The 16,695-nt window shown below is 62.3% G+C and carries 12 protein-coding genes; 5 read left to right on the forward strand and 7 right to left on the reverse strand.

Going from position 1 to position 16,695, the window contains the following annotated elements:
* Positions 1 to 52: 52 nt before the first annotated feature.
* From PXH66_RS22710 to PXH66_RS22720, 3 genes are all read right to left on the reverse strand, one after another.
* Positions 53 to 3,010: a WD40/YVTN/BNR-like repeat-containing protein gene (locus tag PXH66_RS22710; RefSeq protein ID WP_330929548.1), complete on the reverse strand. Its 2,958-nt coding sequence runs from the start codon at positions 3,008 to 3,010 to the stop codon at positions 53 to 55.
* Positions 3,011 to 3,485: 475 nt separating this feature from the next.
* On the reverse strand, positions 3,486 to 4,178 hold the full coding sequence (locus tag PXH66_RS22715) for a TorF family putative porin (protein WP_330929549.1): 693 nt from the start codon (positions 4,176 to 4,178) through the stop codon (positions 3,486 to 3,488).
* Positions 4,179 to 4,443: 265 nt separating this feature from the next.
* A complete protein-coding gene (locus tag PXH66_RS22720; RefSeq protein ID WP_330929550.1) occupies positions 4,444 to 5,217 on the reverse strand; it encodes a ThuA domain-containing protein in 774 nt (257 codons plus the stop codon).
* A 124-nt stretch (positions 5,218 to 5,341) separates the two neighbouring features.
* Here PXH66_RS22720 and PXH66_RS22725 point away from each other — a divergent pair, with 124 nt between their 5' ends.
* The 3 genes from PXH66_RS22725 to nagB are packed head-to-tail and all read left to right on the forward strand — an operon-like array spanning position 5,342 to position 9,510.
* Positions 5,342 to 7,039: a glycoside hydrolase family 9 protein gene (locus PXH66_RS22725; protein WP_330929551.1), complete on the forward strand. Its 1,698-nt coding sequence runs from the start codon at positions 5,342 to 5,344 to the stop codon at positions 7,037 to 7,039.
* The gene (locus tag PXH66_RS22730; RefSeq protein WP_330929552.1) at positions 7,036 to 8,712 is read left to right on the forward strand and encodes a glycoside hydrolase family 9 protein; all 1,677 of its coding nucleotides are present in this window, start codon (positions 7,036 to 7,038) and stop codon (positions 8,710 to 8,712) included. Before PXH66_RS22725 ends, PXH66_RS22730 begins: the two co-directional genes overlap by 4 nt.
* A 12-nt stretch (positions 8,713 to 8,724) precedes the next feature.
* On the forward strand, positions 8,725 to 9,510 hold the full coding sequence (gene nagB / locus PXH66_RS22735) for a glucosamine-6-phosphate deaminase (RefSeq protein ID WP_330929553.1): 786 nt from the start codon (positions 8,725 to 8,727) through the stop codon (positions 9,508 to 9,510).
* Positions 9,511 to 9,539: 29 nt separating this feature from the next.
* Here the strand turns inward: nagB and PXH66_RS22740 are convergent, their stop codons facing one another.
* Both PXH66_RS22740 and PXH66_RS22745 read right to left on the reverse strand, forming a co-directional pair.
* The gene (locus tag PXH66_RS22740) at positions 9,540 to 10,958 is read right to left on the reverse strand and encodes a hypothetical protein (RefSeq protein WP_330929555.1); all 1,419 of its coding nucleotides are present in this window, start codon (positions 10,956 to 10,958) and stop codon (positions 9,540 to 9,542) included.
* Positions 10,959 to 11,026: 68 nt separating this feature from the next.
* Positions 11,027 to 12,403 (reverse strand): hypothetical protein, encoded by a 1,377-nt coding sequence (locus PXH66_RS22745; RefSeq protein WP_330929557.1) that lies wholly within the window; start codon positions 12,401 to 12,403, stop codon positions 11,027 to 11,029.
* A gap of 234 nt (positions 12,404 to 12,637) precedes the next feature.
* Between PXH66_RS22745 and PXH66_RS22750 the strand changes: the two genes are divergently transcribed.
* Together PXH66_RS22750 and PXH66_RS22755 are read left to right on the forward strand one after the other, a co-directional pair.
* On the forward strand, positions 12,638 to 12,844 hold the full coding sequence (locus PXH66_RS22750; RefSeq protein WP_330929558.1) for a hypothetical protein: 207 nt from the start codon (positions 12,638 to 12,640) through the stop codon (positions 12,842 to 12,844).
* A 114-nt stretch (positions 12,845 to 12,958) separates the two neighbouring features.
* The gene (locus tag PXH66_RS22755) at positions 12,959 to 15,376 is read left to right on the forward strand and encodes a S41 family peptidase (RefSeq protein WP_330929559.1); all 2,418 of its coding nucleotides are present in this window, start codon (positions 12,959 to 12,961) and stop codon (positions 15,374 to 15,376) included.
* Here PXH66_RS22755 and PXH66_RS22760 read toward each other — a convergent pair.
* Both PXH66_RS22760 and PXH66_RS22765 read right to left on the reverse strand, forming a co-directional pair.
* A complete protein-coding gene (locus PXH66_RS22760) occupies positions 15,355 to 16,131 on the reverse strand; it encodes a hypothetical protein (RefSeq protein ID WP_330929560.1) in 777 nt (258 codons plus the stop codon). The genes PXH66_RS22755 and PXH66_RS22760 overlap by 22 nt on opposite strands.
* Entirely contained in the window at positions 16,128 to 16,622 is a 495-nt protein-coding gene (locus tag PXH66_RS22765; protein ID WP_330929561.1) for a type II secretion system protein, read from the reverse strand. Before PXH66_RS22765 ends, PXH66_RS22760 begins: the two co-directional genes overlap by 4 nt.
* Between the last annotated feature and the right edge of the window lie 73 nt (positions 16,623 to 16,695).

The following is a 16,695-nucleotide window of genomic DNA, read 5'->3' on the forward strand; positions in this document are numbered from 1 at the left end:
GAATGCCTCCAGGCGTGATATCTCGCCGAAATCCGGTCAAAAGCATGGCGGATTATTGAAGGGCGGCGTGACCAACGTGATCGGGGTTGCCGTGGAAAACAAAGTCGGCGCCGTAGGCCCCGTGGAGTCCGGCATCTTGCCAGGTTTGGCCGAGGTCGTCGCTCGTAAAGGTGCCTTGTTCAAAGGTCGAAGCCCAGAGGCGGCCCGGTTGGTGAGGATCAAATGCGAGCACGAAGATACGGCGGTTGGGGAGCCCGGCGTTGCGGTCCTGCCAAGTTTCTCCGTTGTCGGTGGAGATTCGCACGCCGGTTTCCCAACCGCCGGTGGCCATTACGGCGGGATCGTGAGGCGCCAATGCGGCGGCGTAGAGATTGGCGGTGGTCGGATCGATGAGAGTCCACATTTGGCCGCGGTCCTGCGACTGCCAAGCGCCGTGGCCGAGCGTGCTGACGAGGAACAGGTTCGGTTGAACCGGGCTTTGCGTGATCTGCGTGACCGTGGCGGTGGGGAAGTCCAGTTTCGCCCACGTCAGGGCGGCGTCGGTGGAGACGTAGAGACCTTCTTCCATGCCGAGCAGCACGCGGCCGGGTTGGGCACGATCGGCGAGAAGGGTTCGGCTATAGAGACGGTCGAGGCCTTGCGGGGTGGGCCCCCAGCTTTGGCCGCCGTTTTCCGATCGCAGCGGACCCCACATCGTCGCGGCGTAGACCGTGTCCGGGTTGCCGGAATCGAAGGTGATGGCCCGCACGTCGGCGACCTGCCAGCCCGTCGTCTTGCGCCAGGTGACGCCGTTGTCGGCCGTGCGCACGATGCCGTCGGCTGAGGCGATGAGCTTTACCGCCGGGGTGGTGGGATGAATCGCGACACTGGCCACGCCGAGAATACGGGGCCCCGTGTTCGTCCATACGCCGGAGGGCAGGCGTTGAAAGAGACCGGCATCGGACGGCGTGGCGGTGTTGCGTTGATTTCCGGTCATGGTGGCCGCGGCGTAGAGCGTCGGACCGACGTCGTCGGGGATGGCGAGCGTCGCGGGCATTTCCGGCGCGGGCGGCTGAGTGCTGTGGTCCCACGGCACGTCGGTGAAATCGAGCTGAAGCGTCTCATCGCCGTGGCGGAGGGTGAGTTGCCGACTGCCCACCTCGGACTGGCCGAAGGGACTATCGAAGAGCGGCCAGCGGGTGGGGTCGACGGGCGTGTCGTTGATGACCGGGAGTGATCCGTATCGGGCCTCGAGACGAGTGCCGTCGAGCCCGGTAAACGTGGCCGTGGGCGTGGGATCGAGAGAAAAGGCCAACGGCAGCGCGCGCACCGTGTCCATGAATTCTGAATACGTGGAAAAATCGCGCGTCGGCGCAACTTGCACGACGTAGCCGTTGCGGGCGGCTTCACTCACCCAGCAGCGATGACCGACGCCCCATTCATCGAAGTCACCACTGACAAGGATGCCGCCCGCACCACCGGCGAGGAAGCCGGTCCAGTCGTTGGCGCGCCACTCGCCGGCGGCGAAGGGGCGGACGCCGATGTAGACCGGGCCGCCCTGGGCGAAGATCCAACCGGAATCGTCCTCGACGGTGTTTTCCAGGTCGCGGGAGAAGAAAAGCGTGATGTGCCGGAACAGCGCGTCGGCGGGGATGTGTTGCAGCGCAATGAGAGCGGTGCCGCTTTGCATCACCTGTTCGTAGGGCGACCCGCCGGGGAGCTTGTCGGGAGAATCGTAGTCGGCTTTGGACCGGGTGATGAGGTCGGTGACGACATCAGGGTCGACCGGGAAATACATGCTGCCCTCGATGGCGGAGGCGTAGGGCTGACAACCGAAAAAGGACGGGCAGCGCATGATGGGTTTTTCGGTGCGCCAAATGAGCCCCCAGGTTTGCTGCTGAATGGGCTGCAGCAAACCGCCCTGGGAGGAGCCCAGAATGAAGTCCGGATCGACGTAGGTGGTTTTGTGGACGGCCACGGTGCGACGATCGCCGACGACGAAGGACTCGGGACCAGCGTGGCGCATACGCCAGCGCGTGCGTTTGCGCTCGAGTTCGACGTAGGGCGTGGAGCGATCGCGGGCTATGCGTTCGAGGATGGGGGGCGGCGTGTAGCCGGAGAGCGCGATGAGTTTGGCGCCACGTTCGGGCAGCTCCTCGCGAAGCTGATGGCGGGTGACCTGGCGCTCGCTGGGCTCGTAGTCTCCGAGGCCGAAGAGCATCCAACCGAGGGCGGCCGCGGCGGTGCGCGCCGGGGCCATGATGTGTCGCGGGTAGACGCGGCTGTGGGCTCCGCCGTAGAGACCGTCGAGGGTTTCGACGGCGTAGTCGTAGAGGATGTAATCGAGCATGCGCTTGGCGCGATCGCGGAAGGCGGGCTCGTCGGCCCAACCGGCAAGCATGGCGAGCCCGATGGCGTATTCCTCGATGTAGTTGGGAGAGTCATACTCGCCCTGACCGTGGCTGGTGGTGACGTTGATCCAGTGATTGAGGTAGTCGCGGGCCTCGGCCCGATTCTCGGCGGAAGAGCGACCATTGAACCATTGGTCGGGACCGGCCTCGGGGTAGGCTTGGGCGGCCAGGTAGAGGCTGGCGTAGGAGAGCACCCAATGGTTTTCGGTGTCGCCCCGGCTGGGCCAATAGGTGCGCCAGAGATCGGCGATACGGTCGCGGCTGGGTTCGTCGAGGGTGTGGCGGCCAGCCATCATGACGCTCACTGTCGGGTAGACCCAGAACATGTCGCCGGAAGGGGGGGCGCCGTCGAGACGGGCGAGGCGGGCGAGGGCGGCAGGAAGGTTTTCGCCGCGCGCGAGGCAGGCCGCGACGTCGAATTTGCTGCCTTGGGCAGGATCGCCGGGCACGACACAGGCGACCGATTCACGCAGAATGAATTCGCGACGAGCCTGGAAACGACGCGAGATCGCGGCATCGGAAAGATCGGGATGCGGGGGAGTCTGAGGAGCGACGGACGCGGGAGGTGCCATGGGCGCGGAATCTTCAAATTTGCGCCGGGGATGGCGACGAAAATACATGGAATGAATTCGCTAATACGCTTTATAGTATCATGATATGAAATTTCATTGCGCGGGTTCCGGGTCGGGTAGCATTCGCTGCCTATGCCTTGAGTAGCATGACTTTCCCAGTGCGCGCGATTGTCGAGGTGACGCGGCACGGCACTGGAAGTCGGCCGTGTTTGTGATGGCTCGGGTTCGGAGAATTTCCTTTCAAAACTGTAATGATGCCGCAGTTGACGACGAGCGGGGTTCGCATAAGTTCAGCGCTGTTCCCGCTTAGCGGGGACATTTTGGGGTAACCAAGAAAGCAAATGGCCGGTCACTTAGGGGTAGGTGACCGGCCAACTTATTTTAGCTAAGCAGCAATGAGGGCGACTCTGGTCGGGAGGCTGGTCCGGCCCCGCGCATGACTCAGGTGCCGCAACGCAAAAACCCATCCCGGCGAACCGGGATGGGGTGAGGAAGCGGGAGGTATTTCGCCCGCGAAGAGACCTTAGAAGCCGATGCTGATGCCGGTCGTCAGGTAGGTGTATTCGCCACCGAGGGAATTGGCCGGGGCGCGATCCATGTCGTTGGACGAATAAGATACTCCGAGGTAGGCGTTGGCGTGATCGTTGAGTTTGGCATCCACCGTGGCCGACAGCAGCCAGTAGGTGTAGTCGCCCGCTCCGGAGGCCGACACCGAGCCGAGATTACCGGCGAGGTTCAGCGTCAACGTGTTACTGAGCTCGAAGCCGTAGCCCAGGGAGCCTTGCAGGGTGAGGGCTTCGAACTCGGTCTCGTAGTAGGCGTAGAACGTCGACGTGAGGCCGGGCAGCAGATCGCCAGTCAGGCCGACGTAGGGTTCGAACTGTTCATCGAGCGAGGATGTTTCCGGGTAGTAGTAGTAGGTCGCACCCACGTCCATCGACCACGTGTCCGTGAGGTCGAATTTGTAGCCGGCGTAGAAGTCGAACTCGTTGGTGGTGCGGCCCGTTACCGGTTGGTTGCTCCAGATGCCGGCGTAAAAATTGTCGGCACCGAACTCGATCGAGGGTTGAATGGAATCATCGGCGTATTTGACGCCGCGAAAGACGTAATCACTCACGTAGGGAAAATCCATCGTGATGGAATAATTCGAACTCGCGGCGGAGAGCGACGTGGCGCCGACCGCGAGGGCGGAGATAAAGAGAAGTTTGATTTTCATCGGATACAACGACGTGGGAGGTTTGCAGTAGTTTCCGTGCGGCCAGATTTTTAAGGATTTTAATTTGTAGTTAAGATCTGGATGCATGGAGCGGCGAATTGACCCAGCGGTGCTGCCTGCGGTTCCCGCGGGGGCGAAAAATTATTTTTCAAAATGGGGGCGGAAGGACGGAACAAATGCGCGGCAATGTCATTGCAATTTACTCACAAAAAAACCCGCGCCGGACGGGCGCGGGTTCGAAAGGAAGAGGAAGTAAGGGGGAGGGTTACTTCGCGGCGGTGAAGCCCTTGCCGGTGGCGGCCCAATAGATGCCACCGTAGACGTGGTGCAGGAAGCTGGCGTCGGAGTAGGTGGCGGGGAGGTGGCCGAAGGCGGTGTAGAAAATGCGACCGCCGTCGTATTCATGGCACCATGACATGGGATGGAAGTCGCCCATGCCCTTGCCTTGTTTGGCACCCCAGTTGGCGGCCGGAGCGTAGGTGGATTCGTCGACGGCCAGCAGGTAGTGCAGGCTGTCACTGCGGGCGGCGTCGAACTCATACCATTCCTCGGTGGCGAGGAAACGCTTCGAGAAGCGGTCCATGCCGGGGAAGTTGTAATCGAGCACCTCGACGGTGGCGGTCTGCACGGCGGGGTGGATGTGGAACATATGGCCCATGCCCTTCGTCCACCAGTCCCAGTCGTATTCGGTGTCGGTGCCGCCGCTGTGCACGCCGGCGATGCCGCCACCGTTTTGCACGAAGCGCTCAACGGCGGCCTGTTGCTCGTCGTTGAGGATGTTGCCGGTGGAGAGCACGAAGACGATGACATCAACATCGGCCAGACCCTGGTCGGAGATCACGCCCAGGTTGTTGGGCCAAACGAGGGTAAAGTCGTGGAGTTTCGCCATTTCCTGCATGGCGGGCACGGCGGCGCTGATGGAGTCGTGATGCCAGCCATCGGTGTTGGTGATGAGCAGAGCCTTGAACTGGGCGGCGGAGGCGGAGACCACCATCGCGGCGAGGAGGGTAAATGCGGTGAGAAGGGAACGTTGTTTCATGGGTGAGAGAAAGGTTAGATCTGGGAGCAACGAAGGGGCGAGGCCGAACCAATTCCCCGGAGTTTTACGGTATACGTTAGGCGAGCATTGCATTAAATTGCGCTGAGTTGCACAAGATTTGGTCATGCGACGATACCTCATTTTCGGCCTGCTGCTGGCCGGTGGCAGTGTGGCGGGGGCGGAAGGATGGGTGAGGTGGAACCAACAGGGTTACGCCCCTCATCAGCGCAAGGTGGCGTTGGTCATGAGTGATCAACCGCTGACGGGCCAAACTTGGTCGATCGCTGGTCGCACCCATGAGTTGGGTGAATCTGTGTTGGGGGCGGGGCCCAATTCCCCGTCGGCGTTTCACTACGCCGTCGATTTTTCCTTCGTGGAACAACCCGGCGTGCATGAGCTGAGGGTGGCGGACCTCGATGCGGTGGCAGTGGTGGTGAGCGAACGTCCCTACGCGGCGCTGGCGAATCTGCCGCTGCAACATTTGCGCATGGCGCGGTCGGGCACGGATACGGTTTTGTGGCGGCAAGCTTCGCATCCCGGCGATGCTGCCACGCCGCTATACGTGCCGGAGGGGAATCCGAGCAACGGCGCGTGGCGGGCGGCGGAATCGGGCCGTCGGGTCGATGTGCGCGGAGGCTGGTATGATGCGGGCGACCATCTGAAGTTTACGCTGACCACGGCCTATACGGTTTATCACCTGTTGTTGGCGCACGAGATTGCCCCGACAATTTTCACCAAGGTCCATAGCACAAGTGCATTGCCCGACATCCTCGATGAAGCGAAACACGGGCTCGATTATTTGCTGAAACTCTGGCCCGACGAAGACACGTTCATTGTGCAAGTGGGGGATGCGCGGGACCACAACCTCGGGTGGCGGTTGCCGGCCGATGATGAACTGGACGGCACGCGACCCGCCATGGCGGCCCTGGCGCAGGTGCCCATGTTTTCCACGGTGGCGGCGTTGGCCAAAGGCGCCCGCACGCTGGCCGTATTCGACGAGGCCGCGGCGGATCGCTACGCCGCCGCAGCCGTGGCGCTGTTCGAGCGTGCCCGGCGATCGGATACGATCCTCACCGCGTTCGAGCGCGATGACGTGAACGACTTTTATCGGGATGACTCGGTGAATGACCAGCGGGCGTTGGCGGCCCTGGAGTTGGCTGCGCTCACCGGCGAACCGCGTTACGAGGATGATGCGGTGGCGCACCGTCCGGGCCGGGCGGAACAGGTGGGGTGGGCCGACTGGCATTGGCTGGCCCACCGGAATCTGGCGCTCGCCGGAAACAAGTGGGGCGCTCCGGCGTGGTGGGCGGAGATCTTCCGCTACCAGACCTATGCCCGAAGGCAGGGACAACCCTGGGGGCAGCCGACGCGTTACGTGTGGGGCAGCCTGACGCGGTGGATCGGGGCGGCGAACGCCGGGGAGGCGGCGGCGCAATTGGCGGGCAGCCATGCGGAGCGACCGGCGTTGTTTGACGACATGCTGGACTACGTTTTCGGGCGCAACCCGTGGGGAGCGTCGTTCCTGTTTGATGAGCGTCTGCCCAATACGTTGCGGCATCTCTACAGCCCGACGGCGAAGTTGTTGGAGCGGTTTCCAGTCGGGGCGTTTTCGGCAGGTCCGGCAGGGCGTCGCACGCATGAATCGATGCGACGCTATTTCGACGTGGCCCCGACCGATCCCTTCGAGCGTTTTAATACGACCACCATGGTGTTTTACGACAATGAGCATGACTTCGTTTGCCAGGAAGCGACGATCGGCGGACAAGCCGACATCGTCCTGATGTTGGCGCTGGCGGCGGCGCGAACGGAGGTCGATCGATGAGAGTGCTGGGCAATCATCTCGGTTACGAACCCGAGGCCGTGAAAAGGTTGTGGATCGAAGCTTCGGCCGACACGGCGTGGAAGGCAGTGAGCTTGGTGAGGTTGCCGGAAGGCAAGGTCGTTTGGACGGGTCAACCCGTGCTGGTGGGCGGCGTGCCCGGCTGGAGCCTGGGACCGTGGTGGGAAGTGGATGTCTCCCGCATCACGCAACTCGGTCGGTATGCCCTGCGGTGGGAGTGCGCGGACGGAGCGATCGGCCAAGGCGAAGGATTCGCCATTGAGCGGGGGCTATTCGGGGCGGCGCGCGTTTCGGATCTTTTGTTTCATATCAAGAGCCAGCGATCTTCGGGAGTCTGGGACGCGGCCGATGCGCGAGCGCCCCGGCTCGATGATCGTGAATCGCGGGATGTGAGTGGCGGCTGGTTCGATGCCTCGGGTGATAACAGCAAATACCTCAGCCATCTGTCGTATGCTCAGGTGATGAACCCGCAGCAGAATCCGTTGGTGGTCTGGGTGCTGGCGCGGTCATGGCAACGCTATCGCGATGCGGGGCGCGATGACTACTTCACGGAGCGCCTGCGCGATGAAGCGTTGCACGGGGCGGATTGGCTCATGCGCATGCAGGACGAGTCCGGTTTTTTCTACACCACCGTATTTGACCGGTGGTCGAAGGATCCGGCGCAGCGGGAATTGTGCAGTTACCGCACGCAGCAAGGGCACAAAGGGGCGGATTATCAGGCCGGCTGGCGCCAAGGCGGGGGCATGGCGATCGCGGCGCTGGCGGTGGCGTCGACCCTGGGCGGGGATGGCGCGTATTCGTCGGAGGACTACCGTGCGGCGGCGTTGCGCGGATTCCACCACTTGGTCGCACACGGTCGCGATTATCTCGAGGATGGGACGGAAAACCTCATCGATCATATCTGCGCGTTGCTGGCGGCGGCGGAATTGAGGGCCGTGGCGGCCGACGATGGAGCGGTGGCGTTTGAGCTGACGGTGCGTTGGCAAGCGGTGGTGGAGGCGCGTCGTGAAACGGAGGGTCACGTCTGGTTGGCGATGGATGCAGCGGGGGAGCGTTCCTGGTTCCACGCGAGTGACGCGGGTCTGCCGGTCGTGACGCTGCAGAGAGCGGCGGAGTTGCATCCCGCGCACTCCGCGGCGGATGAAGGAACGGCCTTGGCGCGGGAGTGGATGGTGTCGCAGGTGGGATTGGCCGAGGCGGATAACAATCCGTTTGGCTACCCGCCGCACTGGGTGCAAACGCCCGGTCGGCCCGGACAACCGCAGTGGTTTTATCCGCACGACAATCCCTCCGGTTACTGGTGGCAGGGGGAAAACGCCAAACTCGCCTCGCTGGCGGCGGCGGCGACTGAGCTGGCCCCGGCAGCGTCACAGCGCTGGTTGGATTGGATCATGGGCGCGAACCCGTTTGATGTGTGCATGATGCAGGGACACGGGCGGAACAATCCGGCTTACGAGGACGGTTCCTTCAATGCTCCCGGCGGTGTGTGCAACGGCATCACATCGGGCTTGGCGGATGAAGCCGACATCGCGTTTCAGCCGTTGCCGCACAACAACGATCCCGCCCAACGTTGGCGTTGGGGCGAACAATGGCTGCCCCATGCGGCGTGGTTGTTGTATGCTTGGGCATTGCGAGATACCGCGCCGACGACCTGACCCCCTTTCATCATGGAAATCATCATTCAGAAAACGCCGGATGCCGGCTGCCTGTTGGGCGCCAAAATCATGGCCAAGAAGGTTCGCGAAAAACCGGATGCGGTGCTCGGCCTGGCGACGGGCCGCACGCCCGAGCGATTGTATGGCGAACTGGTGCGCATGCACCGCGAGGAGGGCCTCGATTTCAGCCAAGTCACGACGTTCAACCTCGATGAGTATGTGGGGCTGTCGCCGGATCATCCGCAGTCCTACCGGCGTTTTATGAACGAGCACCTGTTCGATCACATTAACATCGATCTCGCCCGGACGCATGTGCCGGCGGGCGATGCCGCCGACCTGCAGGCGGAGTGCCGGGCCTACGAGCAGCGCATTGCGGCAGCGGGCGGCATCGATCTGCAGCTGTTGGGACTCGGCCGCAATGGTCACATCGGGTTCAACGAACCGACGGGCTCGCTGCGTTCGCGCACGTGGATCAAGATTCTGTCGGAGCAAACGTTGGAGGACAACAGCGCGGTGTTTGGCGACATGGCCGCCATGCCGCGCCACGCGATATCGATGGGCATCGGCACGATCATCGACGCGCGTCAGATCGTGTTGCTGGCCTTTGGTCCGGCCAAGGTGCGCGCAGTGATGGACATGATCGAGGGCCCGTTGGCGGCGGTCTGTCCGGGATCGGCGTTGCAGCAGCATCCCCGGGCCACCGTGGTGCTCGACGAAGCTTCAGCCGGCGGACTGCGGTATGCGGATCACTACCGCTGGGTCGATTCACACAAGCTCGCCTGGCAGCGCTACGACTGAGAGCGGGACCGAGGTCGGGCGGCGCTGGTTTATTTGAAAAAGTCCACAAGGTTGACCTTGGCCGTGCCCACGATGGGGACGCCGAGTTCGAGGGCCGGTAGGAAAATCATTTCACGCATGGCCGCGACAACCTGGGGGGGGAGTTGGCCGGTTTGATCGAAGGCGGTCTCATCGTCGGCGTCCCGGACGCGAACGGCGTCCGCAAAAGTCGACGGCGTTTTCACGGGCGTCGCCTTGCGTCGCACTTTGGCGGCATCAACGAGTTCGGCGAGGAAAGCCTGCGCGATTTCTTCCGTTTGATGAATACTGATCACACTGCCGTCGGAATCGATGGTGGCGACCACGGGGTGGTCGTAGGATGCGCCGGATTTGGCGGCGAGCAGGACGGCAGGCGCGAGGGTCCAGACCGGTTGGGGAGTGATGGTGTCGAGCGGATGCTCCGCGATGTGAGAAAGGAGCAGAAATTCACGGGCTTGGTCCCGGGTGAGGGCGACGTTGCGCTCCGAGCGATTGGTCGCGATTTCCTGGCCGTGCGTGTAGAGGTGAAGATTGACGTCGGAGATGGTGAACCCCGGAGCGAACCCGGTCTTGCGCACTTTGATTTTGCGGGGTTTCGGGCCGATGGCGCCGACGTTTTGGTGGAAGGTCACGATCCCTTCCTGACCGGCCTGCATGACGTTGCCCATGACCACGAGGTAGGCGTCGGCGATGGGTTCGCGGGAGGCGATTTCGAACGTGAGTTCAAGCACGTCCTCGTCGCCTTGTCCCAAGGCGTCCTGGGTGCGTTCCTCGAAGAACGGATCACCATTCACGCCGGAGGTTTCGACGTAGGTCCGGTCGAGGTCCGTGGCCACGGCGGCGGCGGTTTCGTTGGCGGCAACGAGCAGGGCCTCGACCTCGCCAGCGGCGGGATCGATGTCGCTAAATGACATGCCGTCCCGGCCACCGGGTTGGTAGTCGGGCAGGCTGGGATCGACGTTCTGCTCCCATTCGCGCCAAATCCGGTAGGTTTCCTCCTGGTAGGCGTAAATCTGGCGGCGCACAGCCTGATGGCGTTGGGCGTCACTGTTCGCGAGGCGGGCAACATCAGCCTTTTCCTGTTGATAGACGGCCATCTGGTTCTGGGACTGCATCCACTTCATCGCCTTGTCGTTGCGTAGCGAATACGTGGCGTGGCGCTGAAAGTTGGAGATGGTGACAGGGGCGCGGCTGATTTTGGTCGTGCGCGTCCAACCGAAATGAGGCACGTCGCGCAAGGGAATGCGGTCACCGTGAGCCGGGGCGACGACGACCTCGTGACGGCGGAGCGCCTCGACCGGGATCTTGGCTTCCTCTCGGGTAACGTTGAGATCAACGCCAACAAACAGGCGGTAGGGTTTGGCCTCTTCCTGAGCTATCAAGGGAAGGGCCAGAGCCCACAGGAGCGGGGTGATGCGGGGAACCTTCATGACGGGGTGGGCGACCGCGGGTGGTCGGTCGTCCGAGCATAACCCCGTCTCGGGCGGGTGTTACGTCATTATTTGAAATAATCGGCCAGGTTTACTTTGGCTGTGCCGGCGACCGGGGTGCCGCGGTCCAGGGCGGGCACGAAAATCATGTCGCGCATCGCGGCCACCACGTGGGCGGGCAGGCGGCCGGATTGATCGAGGGCGACGTCCGGATCTTGAGTGGTCACGCGCACGGAGTCGCCGAACGTGGCGGAGGCTTTGCCGGGGGTTGCTTTGCTGCGCAACTCGGAGGCGTCGTGAATCGCGGCGAGATAGGCACGGGCATCGGCTTCGGATTCGTGAATGCTGAGCACGGTGCCGTCGGCATCGATGTTGACGATGACCGGATGGTTAAACGGATTCCCGTCGGCGGCGGCGAGCAGCGCGGTGGGCGCGAGGGTCCACACGGGTGCCGGAATCGTCGTCTCCATGGCGTGTTCGGAAATGTGGGAAAGCAGGAGAAATTCCCGGGCCTGGTCGCGCGTCAGAGGGAGGTTTTTCTCGGACAAATTGGTGCCGAGTTCCTTGCCGCGCGAATAGAGGTGGAGTTTCACCTCCTTGATCTCGTAGCCGGGGGTAAACCCGGTTTTGCGAATCTTGATCCGTCGTTTTTCGCGGCCGACGGGTCCGATATTTTGGTGAAAGGTTACCACGCCCGCCTTACCATCGTTGACGACCGATCCCATGACGACGACGTAGGCGTCGGCGATGGGGTCCGCCGAGGAGATGGAGAACGTGAGGTCCATCGCATCGAAGTCCGGGTTGACGATGCCTTCCTGAGTGCGATCGGCATAGAACGTGGAATCCATCCCGGCGGACGTGCTGTCCATTTGCTCCTGGAGAAGGGTCAGTTCCTCCAACTGCAAGCCGTCCATCGCGGCGGTTGTCGGCGCTCCGATGATGCCGCCGTCCGTATTGGCGGAAGCGATGGCGAGCGCGGCCACGGGCTGGAGCTCACGCTGTCGTTGGTAGAACTTCATCTCGGCAAAGGCCTGGCGCTCTTGTTGATAGGCGACCATGCCGCCCTGCGTGCTCATTTGCGCGATGGCTTTGTCGTTTTGGATGGTGACCGCTTGGCGGGTGTCGAAGTCGGAAATAGTGATCGGCGTGCGGCCGATTTTAGTGGCGTGCGACCAAGTGAATGCCGGCACCTCCCGCAGAGGGATAATGGGGTTGTCCACCCGATTCACGACGACCTCATGGGGATGCAGGCTTTCGACACTGAGAGGTGCCGCTTCACCGTTGGGCACGAGAAGATCAACCCCGACAAACAGGCGATAGTCCTTAGGAGCGGATGCGGGGGACGCGGCGTGCGCGCGGTTTGAGAGCAGGTTCAGGACGGCGCCCAATGCCAACGCCAGCAGGAGCCCGGAAAGATGACGACGACGCGGAGGAATAACAGACATGGATGACGAAGTTTTGGGGTGAAACTTGTGCTGACGCATCGTGCAGCGGGGGAGTAGTGAGCGGAGAGTGTGGGAAATGGTTTGCCACTCGGCAAGGACTCGAATTTCCGGATAGGTTAAAATGAATAGGCCTAAATGGGCCCCCTAATGAGTGCGGTAAGTCGATCATGGACCGCAAATTGCAACTAGGGTGTTGACCCTATAATAGGTAATATACCCTAATGCGGCATGCTGATGAAATTTCACCACCTGGTTTTTGCGTCGATGTGGACGGACATGCCTGAAGCCCTGCGCCTCGCGCTGGTGATTTTGGGGCCGGTCTCGTTGCTGATCGCGGGCATGTTGTGGCATATCAATCGGCAACAAAATCCGATGGAGCTGGATTGGAAGCGACAGCGCCGGGAAGCGGGCAAGAACCGACGGTCGCGCTCCCAGCGCTGAGTCGAAGGAACCGTGGCTGCGCCGACGGAGTGAAGGACTGCGGAGCGGTCGCGGGGTTGGGGAGATAATCCCATGATCACCCCGCTTCCGATCACTTGTCGTTCCCTGGTCCCCATGTTCCATCGAGAGGGGCGATCATTGGTGCAATGGGCGCTGGCCCTGGTGTTGGGAACCGCGATTCACGCAGCGGTCGAATATCCGACGTTTACGCGATCGCAGCTTGAGGCGGATTTTGATCAGTTCAGGTCCGTGATCGAGCGGCGGCATCCGTTGCTTTACGCGGACCGGGAGGAACTGGCGACCGCTTATCCGGCGCAGCGTGCTTTGTTGCGCGAGGGTATGAGTGAAATCGAGTTCATGCGCGTATTGGCTCCGTTGTTACGAGCGCTCAACTGCGGGCATTCGTCGTTGTCGTTGGCGGCGTCGACGGAGAACGCGACGATGGCGGATCGGCGTTACGTGCCGTTTGATCCCCGCATCATCGACGATCGGTTGTGGGTGGTGAACGCGCCCGGGGATTCGCCCCTGACGTTCGGGGCGGAGATCGTCGCGATCAACGGCCGTGCGTGGGCGCAAATCCGCGCGTTGCTTTATGATCGACTGCCCGCCGACGGGCAAAACATCACCCGCAAGCGTCACTATCTGAACTACGATTTCGCCCGCGCTTACAACTTGGCGGTGGAGGACATGGACACCTACACCGTGACCTACGTGGCGCCGGGGTCGTCCGTCCCCGTATCCGTGACGCTCGACGGTTTGTCGCCTGCGGCGTGGAGTGACTTGCCGGGCGTTTGGTGGGCGGCGGATCTGGAGGTGGGCCTGGGCGAATTTCGCGATGACCACGCCTACCTCTACATCAAGACCTTCAATTTTTACGACCCGGCGGGGCGGGCTCGATTCCGGGATTTCGTGGATGCTTTTTTCGCCGAACTGACGGAGCGTGGAGTCTCCAAGCTGGTGCTGGATGTGCGCGGTAACGGCGGGGGCGACCCTTATATGGGCGCGCATTTGTTGTCGTATTTTCTGAAGGCCGCGGTGCCGTATTTTGCTCCCGACTCCGCGCTCTATCCGGACCTGAAGTCCCCGGTGTTGCCGCAGACGCATCGATTCCCGGGTGACCTTGTCACGCTGATCGACGGAGGGGTTTTTTCGACCAACGGGCATTTTGTTTCGCTGCTCAAGTATCACGGGATCGGCACGCTGGTGGGGGAGGAGACCGGTGGTTCGTTTGCCACGACATCGAATAATCTGACCACGTCGCTGGGGCACACCGGATTGCGTTTCAGCTATGCCACCGATGTATTCACGACCGCCGTCGCGGGACTCACCCCCGGCCGCGGGATCATGCCGGATATCGTGTCGTATGCGCGGCTGGAAGACATGGCGGTGGGGCATGATCCGCAACTGGCGACCGCGTTGCGCGCGCTCGATGGGGGCGGGGCGCCGCCGTTGATTGGGGCGGAACCCGCGACGCAGTCGGCCACGCCCGGGCAGAACGTCAGCCTGCTGGTGCGGGTCGATGGCACGGGACCCATGACGTATCGTTGGCGCAAAGACGGCGTGTATCTGGATGACGGTTACGGCCCGCTGTTCACGTTGTCCCCCTTCCTGGCGGCGGATGCGGGACGCTATGACGTGTTGGTGCAAAACGCGACCGGGCGCGTGACCAGTGCGGCGGCGGTTCTGACGCTGGGCGACGCAACCGGTGAGGAACCCGCGCGTTTGGCCAATCTGTCCTCCCGGTCGGTGCTCGCACCGGGAGACGATGTGACGATCTCGGGCTTCGTGATCAGCGGTGACTTACCGCGGGAAGTATTGATTCGAGGAGTGGGGCCCGGTTTGAACACCCTGGGAGTGACGAACGCGCTGCGACGTCCCGAGCTGTCGCTTTATCGAGGCCGGGAATGGATCGCGGCGAACACGGATTGGCGAACCGGCGAACGGGAAAAGTTGCGGTTGCTGGCGGCTCGTCTGGGAGCGTTTACGTTGCGCGAAGACGCAGCGGATTGCGCGATGGTGGTGCGCCTGGAGCCGGGACTTTATTCAGTCCATTTGCGCGATGCGGACCGGGTTGGCGGGGTAGGGCTGGTGGAGGTTTACGACACGGAACCGGAGGCCGTCGGTGAGTCGGAACTGATCAATCTGTCCACCCAAGCGCGAGTGGCAGGGGACGAGGCTACCCTGGTTTCGGGGTTGGTCATCCCGGGCACGGCTTCGCACACCGTGTTGCTGCGCGCGATCGGCCCGGGACTGACGGCTTATGGCACCGGGGATGCACTGTCCCGGCCCCGACTCGCTTTGTTGGCCGGGGCCCAAACCTTGTTGGTCAACACTGGCTGGGAAACGGGAAACGCGCGGGCGGATGTGGTGTCTGCGGCGGCGTGGGCCGGGGCGTTTCCTCTCGCCCCCGGGAGTGCGGATGCGGCGCTGCTGGTGACATTGCCACCCGGGGTTTACACGATCGAGGCCCAGGCGGCGGATGGTGGGACGGGCCGGGTGTTGGCCGAGGTCTATTCCATCAAGCGCGAGTAGACTTGCCCGTCGATCGAGAGCGCGCCGTCGCCGGTGATGGTGTAGCCGGTGTCGTTCTTGGTCAGAACCATTACCGTGGTGTCACGTTTGGCATAGCGGTAAGTCGTCTCGCTGAGAACATCGAGGTGACCGGGATCATCGGTCACGAGTTGAATCAACATGATCCCATCGTTCAGTTCGAAGAGCACGGAACCGATTTCCACGCCATCGCCGTAGAGACCGTTGAGTTCGCGGTGGAGGGTGCTGATTTCGCTCGGGTCGCTGATCATGGTCCAGCCCTCCGGCACGGTTTGGCGCAGTCGCAGAAACAGCAGGACGGCTAAAACCGCGAGAAGCGCTCCCAGGAAGACCAGTTGTTTTTTGGCCTTGTTAGCCTGGGCGGGGACCGGCTCGACCGGGGGCGGGGTTTCGCTGGTCGTTTCCGGCGTGGCCGCGGGGGGAGGGTTGTCCAACAGGAAAGTCAGGATGGACTCGGGCGTGCCTTGTTCGGCGGTGTGACTCGCTTCGGGCACGCGGACATACAACAGGTTCTGGGCGGAACGTGAGACGATGATCACGGTGCCGTGATATTCGAGACGCATCCGGGGCGTGTGGTCCACCAATCGCACGGAGGGGATGGCGGCGAATGCCTGCAGTCGGGCAAGGACATCGTCAGCATCGACGGCGGATGCCGTGTCGCTCGCGTGGCGCTCCACGCGGGCTCCGTCGATCGTCAAGTCAGTGACGCTGATGTCTATCTTGGCGGTGCGGCTCATCCGGACTTGTTTTCCAGCAGGTAAAAAAGGCGCACGCCACCGTAGAGACGAATCTGTCCGGTGCTGAGGTCACCGTCGTCGAACCACTCGTCGAGTTGCTGATATTGGTCGTGGCGGAGGTTGCTGCGGTTCAGACCGATGGCGCCTTGGTGGGGGAGGGCGCGACCGCTCGGGGTGTCGGCGCTATCCCAATCGTAGTATCCGCCGATGGGGCTCGGCGAGGTCCAGCGGGTGCGATCCATGAAACCGTCCATTTCCGCCGGAAAAGCGGGGCTGCTGGTTTGATCGGCGGGATATTTTCCGCGTTCGAGGGCATGACGGGAGAGCGACTCCGCATACACCCGCATATCATTGAAATAGGTCGTAGCCTGAGCTTTCAGCGTGATGCGTTGATAAGCCGGAGCCAGCATGGCCATGAAGATCGCAATCATCGTAACGACGATGATGATTTCGATGAGGGTAAACCCACCGGTTTCGCTACGTTTCGGCATCGAGATTAAGGTAATACGGGGCGATTCTGCGCACGCCAATCGCAAAGATGAGGCCGACGCTTCGCCCTTTTCG

It is taken from the genome of Synoicihabitans lomoniglobus (assembly GCF_029023725.1).
Lineage (GTDB): Bacteria > Verrucomicrobiota > Verrucomicrobiia > Opitutales > Opitutaceae > Actomonas > Actomonas lomonigloba.